General features: G+C 70.7%; 14 protein-coding genes. 10 read left to right on the plus strand and 4 right to left on the minus strand.

Going from position 1 to position 15,516, the window contains the following annotated elements:
• Window positions 1–17 precede the first annotated feature (17 nt).
• The 4 genes from ABD240_RS10220 to ABD240_RS10235 all read right to left on the minus strand — a co-directional run bounded on the left by ABD240_RS10220 (window position 18) and on the right by ABD240_RS10235 (window position 2,740).
• Complete coding sequence (locus tag ABD240_RS10220; protein ID WP_291795651.1) at window positions 18–281, minus strand: CsbD family protein; 264 nt, start codon at window positions 279–281, stop codon at window positions 18–20.
• A 222-nt stretch (window positions 282–503) separates the two neighbouring features.
• Window positions 504–1,655, minus strand: coding sequence for a tartrate dehydrogenase (locus ABD240_RS10225; RefSeq protein WP_291795648.1), 1,152 nt, complete (start codon window positions 1,653–1,655; stop codon window positions 504–506).
• A 135-nt stretch (window positions 1,656–1,790) separates the two neighbouring features.
• Window positions 1,791–2,045 (minus strand): hypothetical protein, encoded by a 255-nt coding sequence (locus ABD240_RS10230; RefSeq protein ID WP_344337078.1) that lies wholly within the window; start codon window positions 2,043–2,045, stop codon window positions 1,791–1,793.
• Between the two features lie 11 nt (window positions 2,046–2,056).
• The gene (locus ABD240_RS10235; protein WP_291795643.1) at window positions 2,057–2,740 is read right to left on the minus strand and encodes a DUF1707 SHOCT-like domain-containing protein; all 684 of its coding nucleotides are present in this window, start codon (window positions 2,738–2,740) and stop codon (window positions 2,057–2,059) included.
• 202 nt (window positions 2,741–2,942) lie between these two features.
• On the opposite strand from ABD240_RS10235, the gene ABD240_RS10240 reads away from it, so the two are divergent.
• The 10 genes from ABD240_RS10240 (at window position 2,943) to ABD240_RS10285 (ending at window position 15,385) form a co-directional block, all read left to right on the plus strand.
• Window positions 2,943–6,881: a DNA polymerase III subunit gamma and tau gene (locus ABD240_RS10240; protein ID WP_344337079.1), complete on the plus strand. Its 3,939-nt coding sequence runs from the start codon at window positions 2,943–2,945 to the stop codon at window positions 6,879–6,881.
• Window positions 6,878–7,483, plus strand: a complete 606-nt coding sequence (recR, locus tag ABD240_RS10245) for a recombination mediator RecR (RefSeq protein WP_291795636.1) — start codon at window positions 6,878–6,880, stop codon at window positions 7,481–7,483. Before ABD240_RS10240 ends, recR begins: the two co-directional genes overlap by 4 nt.
• Window positions 7,484–7,667: 184 nt before the next feature.
• Window positions 7,668–8,288 (plus strand): DUF2975 domain-containing protein, encoded by a 621-nt coding sequence (locus ABD240_RS10250; protein ID WP_291795633.1) that lies wholly within the window; start codon window positions 7,668–7,670, stop codon window positions 8,286–8,288.
• Window positions 8,288–8,533, plus strand: coding sequence for a helix-turn-helix domain-containing protein (locus ABD240_RS10255; RefSeq protein ID WP_291795630.1), 246 nt, complete (start codon window positions 8,288–8,290; stop codon window positions 8,531–8,533). Before ABD240_RS10250 ends, ABD240_RS10255 begins: the two co-directional genes overlap by 1 nt.
• Before the next feature lie 279 nt (window positions 8,534–8,812).
• Window positions 8,813–10,111 carry an aspartate kinase gene (locus ABD240_RS10260; protein WP_291795627.1) on the plus strand — a complete coding sequence of 433 codons (1,299 nt, stop codon included), beginning with the start codon at window positions 8,813–8,815 and terminating at the stop codon, window positions 10,109–10,111.
• Window positions 10,108–11,181, plus strand: a complete 1,074-nt coding sequence (locus ABD240_RS10265) for an aspartate-semialdehyde dehydrogenase (RefSeq protein WP_344337080.1) — start codon at window positions 10,108–10,110, stop codon at window positions 11,179–11,181. The genes ABD240_RS10260 and ABD240_RS10265 overlap by 4 nt, the downstream gene beginning before the upstream one ends.
• Window positions 11,182–11,412: 231 nt before the next feature.
• Complete coding sequence (locus ABD240_RS10270) at window positions 11,413–12,576, plus strand: metal ABC transporter solute-binding protein, Zn/Mn family (protein WP_344337081.1); 1,164 nt, start codon at window positions 11,413–11,415, stop codon at window positions 12,574–12,576.
• A complete protein-coding gene (locus tag ABD240_RS10275) occupies window positions 12,573–13,436 on the plus strand; it encodes a metal ABC transporter ATP-binding protein (protein ID WP_291795618.1) in 864 nt (287 codons plus the stop codon). Before ABD240_RS10270 ends, ABD240_RS10275 begins: the two co-directional genes overlap by 4 nt.
• Window position 13,437: 1 nt before the next feature.
• Window positions 13,438–14,337: a metal ABC transporter permease gene (locus ABD240_RS10280; RefSeq protein WP_291795615.1), complete on the plus strand. Its 900-nt coding sequence runs from the start codon at window positions 13,438–13,440 to the stop codon at window positions 14,335–14,337.
• Between the two features lie 103 nt (window positions 14,338–14,440).
• The gene (locus ABD240_RS10285; protein WP_344337082.1) at window positions 14,441–15,385 is read left to right on the plus strand and encodes a metallophosphoesterase; all 945 of its coding nucleotides are present in this window, start codon (window positions 14,441–14,443) and stop codon (window positions 15,383–15,385) included.
• The last annotated feature ends 131 nt before the right edge of the window (window positions 15,386–15,516 follow it).

The following is a 15,516-nucleotide window of genomic DNA, read 5'->3' on the forward strand; positions in this document are numbered from 1 at the left end:
GCCTTCTCAGGCCGGGGTCAGCGGTCCTCGCCGGCGTCCTTGGCCCCGCCGATCAGCCCCTCGGCCTTGGCCTTGAGCCCCTCGGCGCCCTCCCTGAGCGAATCCGCGGCGTCGCCGGCCTTCTCGCGGACGGAGTCGGCGGCCTGACGGATGCCGGACTCGGTGCGGTCGCGCACGCCCTCGCCCTGCAGATCCGCGTCACCGGTCTTGTCGCCGATGAACTCCTTGGCCTTGCCGGTGGCTTCCTGTGCCTTGTTCCGGATGTCGTCTCCGATGCCCATGGGGCCTCCCTTCGTCCGGTGCGCATCCTCTGATGCGCGCGCAGCCTCCACGCTAGCGGCGAAGGCGGGCGAGGGGAACCGGCCTTGACGAACTCACGCCGCGCTGTCATCCGCGTCTCATTCCACGTCGCCGATCCGCCGGGGCGGCGACGTGGAACGAGACATGAGCGGCCGCTCTGCTCATGCTGAGGCACTGAGCCTGTCCGGAGCCGGACCGGCCCCTCAGCGACCGCCCGCTATGGCCTCGGCGACCGCCGCACCCAGCGCCGCGGTGGTGCCGCGGCCTCCCATGTCCGGGGTGAGCACCTCCGCGTCCCCACCGGCCAGCACGGCCTCGAAGGCGGCCTGGACGGCAGCGGCGGCCTCGGCCTCGCCCAGGTGATCGAGCATGAGCGCGCCGGACCAGATCTGGCCGACCGGATTGGCGATCCCCCTGCCCGCGATGTCCGGCGCGGAGCCGTGCACGGGCTCGAAGAGCGAGGGGAACGCACCCTCCGGGTTGATGTTGGCGCTGGGTGCGATGCCGATCGTGCCGGTGCAGGCCGGCCCCAGGTCGGAGAGGATGTCGCCGAACAGGTTCGACGCCACGACCACGTCGAACCAGTCCGGGTGCATGACGAAGTTGGCCGTGAGGATGTCGATGTGGTACTGGTCGACCTCCACCTCCGGGTAGGACTCCGCCATCGCGGCGACGCGCTCGTCCCAGTAGGGCATGGTGATGGCGATGCCGTTGGACTTGGTCGCGGAGGTGAGGTGCCTGCGCTGCGGCCGTCCGGTGCTGCCGGGCCCGCCGCTGCGCCGGTCCGCGAGCTCGAAGGCGTACCGCAGCACGCGGTCCACGCCGGTGCGGGTCATGACGGTCTCCTGGATGACCGTCTCCCGGTCCGTGCCCTCGAACATCTTCCCGCCCACGGAGGAGTACTCGCCCTCGGTGTTCTCGCGGACCACGAAGAAGTCGACGTCGCCGGGCCTCCGGCCGGCCAGCGGGGAGGGCACCCCTGCGAGCAGCTTCACCGGGCGCAGGTTCACGTACTGGTCGAAGTGGCGGCGGAACTGCAGCAGTGAGCCCCACAGGGAGACGTGGTCGGGCACGACGTCCGGCCAGCCCACCGCACCGAAGAAGATGGCGTCGAAGCCGCTGAGCGTGTCCTTCCAGTCGTCGGGGAGCATCGCCCCGTGCGCCTGCCAGTAGCCAGCCGAGGCCCAGTCGAACTCCTCGATCTCGAGCCGGAACCCGAACCGGTCCGCGGCGGCGCGCAGCGCGCGCAGGCCCTCCGGCATGACTTCCGTGCCGATCCCGTCGCCGGCGATGACCGCGATCCGGTAGGTGCGGTCCGCTGCCCTGGACGCCGGTGCTGCAGCGCTCTCTGTCATGGGGCTCCCTGTCATCTGGTCCTCATCCTCGGTTCTCGTGGGGTGGTGTGGTCGGGTGTGTGCCGTTCGCGTCTCACTCTGCATCGTTCCGCGGGCGGATTCTCGATGCGGGGTGAGACACGAGGGAGCGAGGGTCTATGCGGGCGAATCGTCCTCGCCGGGCCTCTGTTCCCCGGTCGGGTCCTCGCCGGACTGTTCGGCCCTGTACCTGCGGCGCTCCTCCTCGAGCAGGCGCTGGTCCTGCATCTCCTCGTAGCGTCTGCGGGTGGCGGCGCCGATGCGGGCCTCGGGATTCCGCACCGCCCGTACGATCAGCCAGCCGCCCAGTGCGAAGCACACCGCGAACGCCGCGACGATGACGAAGAAGACGAGGATCTGCGGTTCCTGCATGACTGCTCACCTCATCTCTTCTCGATCCGCCGCCGGTCGAACCAGTTGGCGTGGCGGACGGTGAGCGATCCCATCCCCATCTTCCCGCTCAGCCGGATGCGCGGCCGGCCGGGCTGCGGCAGTTCGCTCACCCTGCTGGTGACGGATCCCCACGACTTGCTGACCCCGTTGACGTCTGCGCCCCAGCCCTCCGGGACGACGATGACGAGCGTGCCCATGTCCCCGGAGACCTCGACGGAGATCTCCTGCGGCACCTGCGCCACCTCGAGGAAGTTCAGCTCGATGGTCCCCATCCCGGACTCCACGCGCAGATACGGCGGCACCCGCCAGTTGCCCCGGCGGTACTCCGTGTCCCACCCGCCCTTGAGGACGAGCGGGTCGTGCGGCTCCCAGCCGGGCTCGCCCTGGTAGGTGGGCACCAGAGGGCCTCCGCCCCCTGCCGGCACCACCGCGCCCGAGGCCGTCCCCGGTGCGGAGGGCCCCTCCACCGCGGCCGAGGGGCGGGGGACGGGCAGATCCTCGACGAGCGGGTCCAGGTCCGCGTAGGTCTTCGCCGCGGCGGCCAGCTCCATCCGCTCCGTGAGCTCCTCCACCGTCAGCCGGCCCTCTCCGGCGGCGGCGCTGAGCTGTTCGATCACGGCGTCGCGCTCGGCGTGTCCGATCCGCAGGCGGCGGGCCGGGATGTCGGGTTCCATGAGCGTCCTTACCTGTCTGTGCCTGATGCGTGGTGCCTGGTGCGTGGAGTCCCGGGCGGTGCCTCGCGCCGCCGGGCCCGCGGGTCCGTGCCTCCGCCGCCGGGGTGAAGCGGCGCGGCCGAGGGACACGTGTGTGCGATCGCACGGGGGCGGGGCACCGGCTCCGTGTTCTGTGTCCGTGCCTGACTATAGGCTGGGGGACGTGTCCACCGCACTGTACAGACGCTACCGCCCGGAGACCTTCGCAGAGGTCATCGGCCAGGAGCACGTGACCCGTCCGCTCTCCGCTGCGATCGATAGCGGGCGCATCAACCATGCCTATCTCTTCTCCGGCCCGCGCGGCTGCGGGAAGACCACGAGCGCCCGCATCCTCGCCCGCTGCCTCAACTGCGCGGAGGGGCCCACCTCCACGCCGTGCGGTCAGTGCCCCAGCTGCCGGGACCTGGCCAACGGCGGCCCCGGCTCGCTGGACGTCGTGGAGATCGACGCGGCCAGCCACAACGGCGTGGACGACGCCCGGGACCTCCGGGAGCGTGCCGTGTACGCCCCTGCGCGCGACCGCTACAAGGTCTTCATCCTCGATGAGGCCCACATGGTCACGGCGCAGGGCTTCAACGCCCTCCTCAAGCTCGTCGAGGAGCCGCCTCCGCACGTGAAGTTCGTCTTCGCGACCACGGAGCCGGAGAAGGTGATCGGCACCATCCGGTCCCGCACGCACCACTACCCGTTCCGGCTGGTGCCTCCGGAGGTGCTCACGCATCACCTCGAGGACCTGTGCGAGCGCGAATCCGTGCCCGTGGGCAGGGGCGTGCTGCCGCTCGTGGTGCGTGCGGGCGGCGGATCCGTCCGTGACACCCTGTCCGTGCTGGATCAGCTCATGGCCGGTTCGGACGCAGGCGGGATCGACTATGCCACGGCGGTGGCGCTGCTGGGCTACACGGATGATTCGCTGCTGGGAGACATCGTGGACGCCTTCTCCGCCGGCGACGGCGGGGGAGTGTTCCGCGTGGTGGAGCGCGTGGTGGAGTCCGGGCACGATCCGCGCCGGTTCGTCGAGGATCTGCTGGAGCGCTTCCGCGATCTCTTCGTCATCGCCGCCGCCCCGGACTCCGCGCAGGCGTTCCTGCCGGAGGTGCCCGCGGACCGCCTCGAGCGGCTCATGGTGCAGGCGCGTGCCTACGGCCCGGCGGAGCTCTCACGTGCGGCGGATCTGCTCAACGTCGGCCTCTCCGAGATGTCCGGGGCGACCTCGCCGCGGCTGCAGCTGGAGCTCATCTGCGCACGCATCCTCCTTCCCGCCGCAGAGGACTCCCGCCGTTCCGTGCTCTCCCGTGTGGAGCGGCTGGAACGGCGCGTGGGGATGAGTCAGTCCGGTCGCGTGCCGGAGGGGGCTGCTCCGCTGCCGGCACAGGCAGCCGCGCCCGAGGCCCCCGGGGTCACCGCCGGTACCCGTCCGGGTGCGGGTGACGCAGGGGTGAGCGCTCCTGGCGCGGGTGTTCCTGGCGCGGATCCTCAGGTCTCCGGCGGTGCAGGGGCGGACGGTCCCGGCGCGGGGGCAGCGGCGGGAACGCCGCAGGGCAGTGCCCCGCAGGGTGGTGCTTCGCAGGGCACAGGCGCCGGCGCCGCAGCACTCAGTGGGCGACCGTCCGGTGCAGGCAGCGCCGGTGGGGCCGGGATGGGCGGTGACCGCGGCACTGGTGCCGAGGACCCGTTCGCCGGTATGGCGGATGCGGTGGCGTCCGCCCGCTCGGTGCTGGGCGATGAGCCCGGGCGCGCTCCGAGCGCGCAGCGCCCTGGGGCCCCGGTGCCTTCGCAGGAGCCCGCGCAGGCGGACGAACGGCCGGAGCAGGCTTCCGCCCAGCAGACTGCTGGCGCAGAGATGCAGTCCTCTGCCGAGGCCCGGAACGCGGGGCCCCAGCAGATGCCGGTTCGTCCGGGCGGATCTGCGGGCCAGGGCGAAGCTGTGCGCCTGGACGGACCTACCGGCCAAGACGGATCTGTGCGTCAGGACGGACCGGTGCGCCAGGATGCTCCGGCACCGGAGGGCGGTGCCGTCCGAGGGAACCCGCCGGAGCAGGCTCGGCGCGGCCAGCACCCCGGTCAGATCTCGCAGCCGGGGCAGCCTCAGACATCGGTGACGGCCCAGACGCATGAGGGAGCACCCGCCGACGGCGGCGCACCGACGCCGGCGCAGTCTCCGGCAGCGCAGGCGCAGGCTCCGGAGGCACAGGCTCCGGCGGCGCAGACCTCGCCGACGGGTTCAGCTCCGGTGCATTCCTCCGCCCCCGCAGAGCCGGCTGGCGTGCAGAGCGCGGGTGCGCCGGCCACAGACGGCCCGGCCACGGGAGTCGGTGCGGAGATCGATGCCATCCGGCGAGGCTGGCCGGATGTCCTCTCCCGCCTGCAGCAGCTCCGCCGCCTGTCACACGCCATCGTGAGCGCGAACGCGTTCCCGCAGCGCTTCGCCGACGGTGTGCTCTACCTGGCGTTCAACAACCCGGGCTCCGTGCAGGGCTTCCAGCGAGGACCGCACGCGCAGTTCGTGTCCTCGGCGCTGGAGGACTCGCTCGGCATCCGTGCCCAGGTGCAGGTGGGCGACGACAATGCCGGTCCCATCCCGCCCGTCGGCGGAACGAGCGGCCCCGGCGCTCCGAGCGGCCCCGGCGGTCCTGGCGCTCCGAGCGGCCCCGGCGGTGCTGGCAGCTCAGGCGCTCCGGGCAACGCGGGCGGTCCCGGTTCCTCGAGCGGCCCGGGAGCCTACGGCGCTCCGGACCTCTCCGCGCCCGCGGACGGTTCCGCAGGCTTCGACGGTCCCGCTGCCGGTGGGCGCCCCGGCGGCGCAGCCTCCGGCAGCGCCGCTCAGCGCACGTCTCCTCGTCAGCCCACGCAGGAAGAGATGGATCGGGTCGTCGGCCCCCGTGAGGCGGACAGGGCGCCCGTCGACCACGAGCGGTTCTGGCAGACCGACGACGCCTCGCAGGCTCACCACGGCGGCCGGGAAGCCGCCGGCGACCAGGAGGCGGACAGTCCGGCGCCGCTGAGCGGTGGAGCAGGTGAGAGCACGGTCCCGGCCGTCGCCTCGGCTCCTGCCGCCGCCTTCGCACCCGCATCCGGGTACGCGGCTGCCTCCGAGCCCCTCGTCACCTCCGCAGAGACGGCGGAACCGGATCCCTGGGCTCCTGCGCCCGGGATCGAGAGCTGGCAGCCGGATCCGTCCGTCTCCGGGGAGAACGGGGAGAAGCACCCGGACGGTTCTGGACCTCTCGCGGATGCACCGGAACGGCCTCCGGCGGATGCAGGTGCCTCGGACCGGGAGCCGGAACGAGGCTCGTCCCACGCTCCCACACCGCGGTCCGCCGTGGCGGAGGACGAGGTACGGCAGCCTTCCCCGGAGGCCGCACCGGCTGTGCGGGAGCCCGTGGGTCCGGCAGCCGGTGAGGCGGAGAGCGATCCGTTGCAGGAGACCGCGGCCGGGGACGGTGCGGTGGACCTCGGCGCCGTCGTCGTACCTCCGCCGGTGGACCTCGAACCCGGCGGTCATGCAGAGGAGGCCGCACAGCCGCGTTCCGCGGTGGAGGACTTCGCGCCGGGTGAGCCTCCCTACGACCCGGAGTACGACGGCTACCGGCCGTACGAGGACGTGCAGTCCTTCGCGGACTATCCGACCCCCACAGGAGAGCGGGACAGGGGAGACCGGGCTGCGGCCCCGCACCCCTCGGATCAGGAGGAGCCCGGCCCGCAGCAGAACTCCGGCGGCACAGGACCGGCGGCAGCGTCCGGCGGTGGGAACAGCGGCGGCAGCCTGGACTTCCTGGGCGCCTACGCGGACGTGTCCATCGCCTTCACCGACAATCCGGGTCTCTCCGGCGCGTCCGAGCAGTCGGCCTCCGGGCAGTCCGAGGCGGACGGGGGTCTGGGGAAGTACGCTCATCTCGCACAGCGGCACAGCTCAGACGCCTCCGGCAGCGGCCCGAGCTTCGCGCCGGAACCGGTGGTGGAGGAGCACGTCCCTGACCCTGTGGAGAACTACGCGGACTACGACACCGCGGGCGACGCGGACCTGGACACGGCGGTGGAGGTCGGCCCCGCGGTGGTCGAACGGCTGCTGGATGCCAAGATCATCGAGGAGATCCACGAATGAGCCTGCTCTACGAAGGCGCGCTGCAGGACCTGGTCGAGGAGTTCGGCCGGCTGCCGGGCATCGGCCCCAAGTCCGCGCAGCGCATGGCCTTCTACATCCTCCAGTCCGATGCCGCGGACGTGGAGGCCCTCGCCACTGCGCTGCGCGAGGTCAAGCGCCGTGTGCACTTCTGCACGATCTGCGGCAACGTCGCGGAGGACGAGAAGTGCGTCATCTGCAAGGACGAACGCAGGGACAGGACGATCATCTGCGTCGTGGAGGAGCCCAAGGATGTGGTGGCGGTGGAGCGGACGCGGGAGTTCCGCGGCCTGTACCACGTGCTCGGAGGCTCGATCGATCCGATGGCCGGGATCGGCCCGGACGATCTGCGGATCAAGGATCTGCTGCCGCGCCTGCAGTCCGGCGAGGTCACCGAGGTGGTCATCGCGACGGACCCCAATCTCGAGGGCGAGGCGACCGCGACCTACCTCGTCCGCCTGCTCAGCAGCGTGGGACTGACCGTCACCCGGCTGGCCTCGGGGCTGCCGGTGGGCGGTGACCTCGAGTACGCGGACGAGGTCACCCTGGGGCGTGCCTTCGAAGGCCGCCGCATCGCGGTCTGAGCGGCTCAACCGGGCCCTGAGCGTCCGTCACTCCGCACACCCCTCGTCTGCACCCCTTGACTCCTTATCGTTTATCGGCAAACATGTTGTTTATCGATATATCGAAGAACGATAAGCGCAGGCCCGTGAGGCGTACGGTCTTCCGGGCCTGGGCCCAGGCATGAATCGCAGAGGAGTGATCGGAATGAACGCCGCCGACGAGGCCGGGACCACCGCGGCACCCGGGAGGAAGCGCCGCACCGGCAGCGAGGTCTTCCTCGTCTTCCCGCTCATCGCCCTCCTCAACTTCGCCGCCTCGCCTCTGTTCAGCATCTGGCTGTCGAAGACTGTGCCGGTGTCGCTCGACTTCTCCGAGCGGATCGAGGTGGAGCTGGCCGGCAGCCCGCTGTACGTCGAAGGTCTCTCGACGCTCACCGTTCCCGTCGAGGAGCTCAGCAGCTGGGCGGTGGGCCAGTTCATCGCCGCCAAGGTCGTCTGGATCGTCGGACTCTTCGTCGCCACCTGGTTCGCCGCTCGCGCGGTCTCGGAGCTGACGAAGGGGCAGCAGTTCTCGGACAGGATGTCCCGGAGTCTGGCGGGGCTGTCGTGGACCCTCGTCGCCGTGGGCCCGCTGTATGCGCTCGCACAGGTGCCCGCGGACAACCTCGTCATCCGCGATCTGGGTCTGCGCGACATGGGCGTGGACAACGGCGTGACCATGATGCTCGTCTACCTCTGGCTGGGCGGTGCCATCCTCGTCGAGATCCTGCGGCGTGCGGTCAAGCGCGGCCGTGCTGTCCAGGACGAGCTGGACGGTCTGATCTGATGAGCGAGATGCTTCCCGGGGCAGGGGGCTCGAACGATTCCTCGCTGCGAGTGGTCTGCCATCTGGACGCCGTGCTCGCCGCCAGGGGAATGACCCTCACAGAGCTGTCCAAGCAGGTCGACATCACGCTGGCGAACCTCTCCGTGCTGAAGAACAACAAGGCCAAGGCCGTCAGGTTCAGCACGCTCATCGCACTCTGCCGCGCGCTGCAGTGTCAGCCCGGAGACCTCTTCACGGTGCAGTGAGGGGAAGGGCCGCGAGCCTGAGGCATGGACGTGCTTCCGCCCCAGGCCCAGGCGGCCGGATGACGGGCCGCGCGGCGTGCGGCGGATCACGCCCCGTACAATGAACAGCGGCCCGGCGGCCCCGGCACGCCCCGCACGCGCGGGGACGTCCTGACCTCTCACGGTCGGGAGCGGGGCGGACGAGGATGCTCCGCACCTGCGGGATGTCCGAGTGCCGGGGCTCCTGAACGGGAGCCCCGACGTCGGCATGACAGCAGCGCCCGCGAGAGAAATGAGCTCATGAGTCTCGTTGTACAGAAGTTCGGAGGGTCCTCTGTCGCCGATGCCGAATCGGTGAAGAGGGTCGCGAAGCGCATCGTCTCCTACCGCGAGTCCGGTCACGACGTGGTCGTGGTCGTCTCCGCGATGGGCGATCAGACGGATGACCTCATCGACCTCGCCCAGCAGGTCTCGCCGGTGCCGCCCCCGCGAGAACTGGACATGCTCCTCACCGCGGGAGAACGGATCTCGATGGCCGTCCTCGCCATGGCGATCGCGAACCTCGGCTTCGAGGCGCAGTCGTTCACCGGCTCACAGGCCGGTGTCATCACGGACGAGTCGCACGGTCGCGCGCGGATCATCGACGTCACCCCGGGACGCATCCGCTCCGCCCTCGACGACGGCAACATCGCGATCGTCGCCGGTTTCCAGGGCGTGAGCCAGACCGCCAAGAACATCACGACGCTCGGCCGCGGCGGCTCGGACACCACCGCCGTCGCACTCGCCGCAGCGCTGAATGCCGACGTCTGCGAGATCTACTCCGATGTGGACGGCGTCTTCACCGCCGATCCCCGGATCGTGCCCTCGGCGCGCAAGATCGACCGGATCGGCTACGAGGAGATGATGGAGATGGCCGCCTCGGGCGCCAAGATCCTCATGCTCCGCTGCGTGGAGTACGCCCGCCGCTCCGGCGTGCCCATCCACGTCCGCTCGTCCTTCTCCCAGCACACCGGCACGTGGGTCACGGACGCAGAGATCCCCGAGCCCTTCAGGACAGAAACGCTCAAGGAGTCCCCAGTGGAACAGCCCATCATCTCCGGAGTCGCGCACGACCGCTCCGAGGCCAAGCTCACCATCGTCGGGGTCCCGGACGTCCCCGGCAAGGCGGCGGAGATCTTCAACCTCGTCGCGGAGCAGGAGATCAACATCGACATGATCGTGCAGAACATCTCCACGCGTGATCCCGGCCGGACGGACATCTCCTTCACGCTGCCCATGACGGACGGCGGCAAGGCGATCGAGGCGCTGGAGGCCCGCAAGGACACCATCGGCTTCGACCACCTCCGCTACGACGACCAGATCGGCAAGCTGTCCGTGGTGGGCGACGGCATGCGCTCCCACCCGGGCGTCACCGCGACCCTGTTCAAGGCGCTCAGCGACGAGGAGGTCAACATCGACATGATCTCCACCTCGGAGATCCGCATCAGCGTGGTGACCCGCAGCGAGAACCTGGACCGGGCGGTCCGCGCGGCGCACAGGGCCTACGGGCTGGATTCCACGGAGGAAGAGGCAGTGGTCTACGGAGGGACCGGACGATGAGCGCACGCAGCACCGGCACCGCACAGCAGGGCGTGCACCTCGGCGTCGTCGGCGCCACCGGCCAGGTGGGCGGCGTCATGCGTACCCTGCTGGAGGCCGACCCCGGCTTCCCGATAGCCTCGATCCGCTTCTTCGCCTCGGCGCGTTCCGCCGGCACCACCCTCCCGTTCCGCGGTGAGGACATCACGGTCGAGGACACCGCCGTCGCGGATCCCGCCGGGCTGGACATCGCACTGTTCTCCGCGGGCGGGGCCACCTCGCGTGCACAGGCGGAGCGCTTCGCCGCTGCCGGGGTCGTCGTCATCGACAACTCCTCGGCCTGGCGCGGCGATCCGGACGTGCCGCTCGTGGTGAGCGAGGTGAATCCGGAGGCGCTGCGGAACCTGCCCAAGGGCATCATCGCGAATCCCAACTGCACCACCATGGCCGCGATGCCCCCGCTGAAGGCGCTCCACGACGCCGCCGGCCTCGAGCGGCTCAAGGTCGCCACCTACCAGGCGGTCTCCGGCTCCGGCCTCGCCGGTGTGCGCGAGCTCTCCGGGCAGGCCGCCGCGGTGGTCGCGGACGCCGAGGCCCTGGTCACCGACGGTTCCGCCGTCGCCTTCCCGGAGCCCGCGGTCTACAGCGAGCCGATCGCGTTCAACGTCCTCGCGCACGCGGGGAACTTCGTGGACGACGGCGAAGGGGAGACGGACGAGGAGAAGAAGCTCCGCAACGAGTCCCGCAAGATTCTCGGCCTGCCGGAGCTGCTGGTGGCCGGCACCTGCGTGCGGGTGCCGGTGTTCACGGGGCACTCGCTGTCCATCCACGCGGAGTTCTCCCGTGACATCACGCCGGACGAGGCGCGTGAGATCCTCGCAGCGGCCCCCGGCGTGAGCCTCGACGAGGTGCCCACCCCGCTCAAGGCGGCCGGCCGGGACGCGAGCTTCGTGGGCCGCATCCGCCAGGACCAGTCCGTCCCCGGAGCCCGCGGTCTCGTGCTGTTCGTCTCCAACGACAACCTGCGCAAGGGCGCCGCGCTCAACACGGTGCAGCTGGCCGGGCTGGTCGCGGAGGCCAAGCTGGCCTGAGGGTCTGCTCCACGAAGGCTCGGGGCGCTCATGCAATTGCGTGACCGCCCCGAGCCTTCGTGCGTGCCCGCCGGGCGCGTGCACGAAGCCTCCGCCTGGGCGCGCAATTGCGTGTGCAGCCGGCGCTTTCGTGCACAGCCGTGAACGCATCGACATATCTGCATTAGTGCACATCGGTTCCGGGTCGTACTGTGAACGGCGTCCAGTCCACCCATCCGAAAGGGGCCCGGCATGCGCCGCCTGCCTGTCATCGCCACAGCTTCCCTCTCCGCGCTCGTCCTCGCCGGCTGCGGGACGGGTTCCGGGGATTCCGCGGAGGGCGGTGACGGCGTCACGGTGGTCACGTCCACCAACGTCTACGCCTCCCTCGCGCAGGCCGTGGCCGGAGACGCGGCGGAGGTCACCCCCATCATCTCCGATCCGGCGCAGGACCCCCACGAGTACGAGGCCACGGCGCATGACCAGCTCACGCTCTCCAAGGCGGACCTGGTGCTCATGAACGGCGGCGGCTACGACAGCTACATGACCACCATGCTCGAGGCGGTCGACGGCGAGCCGGAGGTCATCGACGCCGTGGGCATCTCCGGACTGCCCGGATCCGAGGACGCCTCCGAGGGTGCGCACGACCACGCACACGGTGACGAGGACGCGCACGCCGAGGACGAGGGCCACGACCACGCCGAGGGCGAGGGTCACGACCACGCCGAGGACGAGGAGGCCTCGGGCGCGGATGGGGACGGCCACGACCACGCGGACGGCGAGGCGGCCTCGGGCGCGGGTGAAGGCGACCACGCGGAGGACGGCCACGACCACGCTGAGGGCGACGACCACGCCGAGGGCACCGAGGCCGGCCACGAGGGCCACGACCACGGCGCCTTCAACGAGCACGTCTGGTACTCCGTGCCCACCATGGTGAAGGTGGTCGACGAGGTGGAGACGCACCTGAGCGAGCTCAGCCCGGAGGACGCGGACACCTTCGCTGCCAATGCGGAGACGGTGCGCGGCGAGCTCGACGGGCTCACCGGCCGCCTCGCGGAGATCAGGGACGCCCACGAGGGTGAGCGTGCTGCGGTCACGGAGCCCGTCGCGCTCTGGCTCTTCGAGGACATGGGGCTGGAGAACGCGGTGCCGGAGGAGTTCGTCTATGCGGTGGAGGCCGGATCGGACGTCTCGCCCATCGTGCTCCGCAATGCGACGGCCGCCCTGGAGGACGAGGACGTGAAGGTGCTGGCCTACAACACGCAGACCTCGGGCCCGGAGGCGGAGAGCCTCAAGGACAAGGCGGAGGAGCTGGACATCCCGGTGGTCGAACTCACCGAGACCGCGCCGGCGGATCAGTCGTACAGTGAGTGGATGTCCGCCAACATCGACGATCTGGAGCAGGCACTCTCGTGACAGACACCGGCGCACCCGTGCTCCGACTCGACGATGCGGAGCTGCGGTTCGGGGACCGGGTCGTCTGGCACCATCTCAGCCTCGCCGCCGAGGCGGGGGAGTTCATCGCCGTGTTGGGGCCCAACGGCACCGGCAAGACCTCGCTGCTCAAGGTGCTGCTGGGCCAGAACCGGCTGCACGCGGGCACTGCACGGGTCAACGGCCACCTGGCCCGTGCCGGTGACGACGACATCGGCTACATCCCCCAGCAGCGCGGACTCGACGGCTCCACGCCCATGCGCGGCCGCGATCTGGTCAGGATGGGGCTCGACGGTCACCGCTGGGGCCCCGGCCTGTTCAGCCGGAAGCGCCGGGAGCGTGTGGACGAGCTGCTCGAGGCCGTGGGCGCGCAGGAGTATGCGAACGCGCCTGCCGGCCTGCTCTCCGGCGGCGAGCTGCAGCGCCTCCGCGTCGCCCAGGCCCTCGTGGGCGAGCCCAGCCTCCTCCTCTGCGACGAACCGCTGCTCTCCCTCGACATGAACCACCAGAAGCGGGTGGCTGCGCTCATCGACGAGATGCGCCGGACGCGCGGCACCGCCGTCCTCTTCGTCACCCACGAGATCAACCCGATCCTGCCCTATGTGGACCGCGTGCTGTACCTGGCCGGGGGCCATTACAAGGTGGGCACGCCGGAGGAGGTCATCACCTCGGAGTCCCTCACCGAGCTGTTCGGCAGTCCCATCGAGGTGGTGGAGGTGGGCGACCGCCTCGTCATCGTGGGCGGCGACGACCACCCGCACCACCTGGAGCCGGAGCCCGCGGGCACGGACGGTCTCGGCCTCCTCAGCGGCCCGGGCGCGGCGAGCAGGGCGGCGATCTGACATGGACCTCCTCACTCAGTTCTTCACGTTCGAGGACTACGGCGAGCTGGTCGTGCTCCTGCGCAATTCGATCCTCGCCGCCGCGCTGCTGGGCGTGGTCGGCGGCCTCATGTCCGTCTTCGTCATGACGCGCGACATCGCCTTCGCCGTGCACGGCATCGCGGAGATGTCCTTCGCGGGAGCCGCGCTGTTCCTGCTGCTGGGCTTCGACGTGGTCAACGGGAGCTTCGTGGGCTCCGTCATCGCGGCTCTGCTCATCGCAGTGGGCGGGGTGAAGGACTCGCAGAAGAACGCGGTGATCGGCGTGCTCATGCCGTTCTGCCTGGGCCTGGGCATCCTGTTCCTGGCCCTCTACGACGGGCGCGCGGCGAGCAAGTTCGGTCTCCTCACGGGCCAGATCGTCGCGATCAGCTCCGATCAACTGCGGCTGCTCGTGGTGTGCTCGCTGGTGGTGCTCGCCGTGGTCGCGGTGGTCTGGCGCCCGCTCATGTTCTCCAGCCTGGACCCGGACGTCGCCCGCGCCCGAGGCGTCCCCGTGGGGGCGCTGCACATCGTCTTCATGCTCATGCTGGGTCTGGCGGTCGCGCTGTCCGTGCAGGTGGTGGGCGTCCTCCTCGTCCTCGCCCTCCTCATCACGCCGGCCGCGGCGGCCAGCCAGGTGACGGCCTCACCCGTGCTCACCCCGCTGCTGTCCGTGCTCTTCGCGGTGGTCTCCTCCGTGGGCGGGGTGCTCATCGCGCTGGGTTCGCCGGTGGTGCCCATCAGCCCCTTCGTCACGACCATCAGCTTCCTCATCTACCTGGTGTGCCGGATCGTGGGCAGACGCAGGATCACCCGTCATGTGCGCGCCCGCACCGCGCGCGAGGCCGACCTCCACGAGCACCCCGCCCTGGTGCGCTGACGGGAGGCCCTGACGCGGGAGGGCGTCGGCCTCGGCGAGGTGGGGGAGCACCTGCAGAGTTCAGTGAGGGGGCCGGCCTCGGCCGCCTGACATAATCAGGCGCATGTCTTCAGCCTCCTCTCCCGGCGTCCGCCTGCCCGGCACCCGTCTGCTCGCGGCCTCGGCGGCCGTCGCCGCTGCGGGTGCCGCCGGGCTCGCTTGGTCCGCGTACGTGGAGCCGCGCACGTTCCGGATCCGCCGCCACACGCTCCGGATCCTTCCGGCCGGCAGCGCACCCGTGACGATCCTGCACCTGTCCGATCTGCACCTGGCGAAGGGCCAGGAGTTCCGTTCGGACTTCGTCCGCTCACTGGCGGACCTGCGGCCGGACCTCGTGGTGAACACGGGAGACAACTTCGGTGGGGACACGCTCCCGGAGGTGCTGCACGCGCTGGACCCGCTGCTGGATGTGCCGGGCGCGTTCGTGTTCGGCTCCAACGACTACTGGGGTCCCACGCGGAAGAACCCTGCGCGCTACCTCCGGAAGCACACCACTCGGAACGAGGACAAGTCGAAGCACCCCACCCTGCCGGCGGCGGAGCTGGCAGAGGAGTTCCAGGCACGGGGCTGGAAGCGCCTGGACAATGCGCAGGCGGCGGTCGAGGTGAACGGGGTGCCCTTCGACCTCAGCGGGCTGGGTGATGCACACATGGACGCGGACAGGATCGACGAGACGCGCCCGTCCTTCGGCGCAGGCCCGCATCACGGGGACGGCGCGGTGCGCATCGGCGTCACGCATGCGCCCTACTCGCGCACCCTCGAGGCCTTCGCCGCTGCGGGCGCCCAGCTCGTCCTCGCCGGTCATACGCACGGAGGTCAGATCCGGGTCCCGTTCTGGGGCGCTCCCGTCACCAACTGCGACCTGGACAGGACCCGCGCCCGAGGTCTGTTCCCCTACCGCCGCATGCAGGTGAATGTGAGCGCCGGCCTGGGGTATTCGCCGTACTCGCCCGTGCGCTTCGCCTGCCTCCCGGAGGTGAGCCTGCTGCGGCTCGTGCCCCAGCGGTGACCGCGTACTCCTCGGCGCAGCGGATGTGCTCGGGCCGGTGGGGGTTGGTACGGGGTGTCCGGCATGGCGGGTTGTGGTGGCGGGAGCCTCGTCCCTGAGGCAGGGGTGAGCGTTCGCTGAGGCGTCCGGCT

The organism is Brevibacterium salitolerans (genome assembly GCF_039531405.1).
Lineage (GTDB): Bacteria > Actinomycetota > Actinomycetes > Actinomycetales > Brevibacteriaceae > Brevibacterium > Brevibacterium salitolerans.

Bases quoted from the DNA above. Each gene is read 5' to 3' on its own strand.
- ABD240_RS10250 (WP_291795633.1), top strand. From the start codon at position 7,668: ATGAACGCCGCCGACGAGGCCGGGACCACCGCGGCACCCGGGAGGAAG.
- ABD240_RS10265 (WP_344337080.1), top strand. From the start codon at position 10,108: ATGAGCGCACGCAGCACCGGCACCGCACAGCAGGGCGTGCACCTCGGC.
- ABD240_RS10270 (WP_344337081.1), top strand. From the start codon at position 11,413: ATGCGCCGCCTGCCTGTCATCGCCACAGCTTCCCTCTCCGCGCTCGTC.
- ABD240_RS10230 (WP_344337078.1), bottom strand. From the start codon at position 2,045: ATGCAGGAACCGCAGATCCTCGTCTTCTTCGTCATCGTCGCGGCGTTC.
- recR (WP_291795636.1), top strand. From the start codon at position 6,878: ATGAGCCTGCTCTACGAAGGCGCGCTGCAGGACCTGGTCGAGGAGTTC.
- ABD240_RS10220 (WP_291795651.1), bottom strand. From the start codon at position 281: ATGGGCATCGGAGACGACATCCGGAACAAGGCACAGGAAGCCACCGGC.
- ABD240_RS10280 (WP_291795615.1), top strand. From the start codon at position 13,438: ATGGACCTCCTCACTCAGTTCTTCACGTTCGAGGACTACGGCGAGCTG.
- ABD240_RS10260 (WP_291795627.1), top strand. From the start codon at position 8,813: ATGAGTCTCGTTGTACAGAAGTTCGGAGGGTCCTCTGTCGCCGATGCC.
- ABD240_RS10235 (WP_291795643.1), bottom strand. From the start codon at position 2,740: ATGGAACCCGACATCCCGGCCCGCCGCCTGCGGATCGGACACGCCGAG.
- ABD240_RS10225 (WP_291795648.1), bottom strand. From the start codon at position 1,655: ATGACAGAGAGCGCTGCAGCACCGGCGTCCAGGGCAGCGGACCGCACC.
- ABD240_RS10285 (WP_344337082.1), top strand. From the start codon at position 14,441: ATGTCTTCAGCCTCCTCTCCCGGCGTCCGCCTGCCCGGCACCCGTCTG.
- ABD240_RS10255 (WP_291795630.1), top strand. From the start codon at position 8,288: ATGAGCGAGATGCTTCCCGGGGCAGGGGGCTCGAACGATTCCTCGCTG.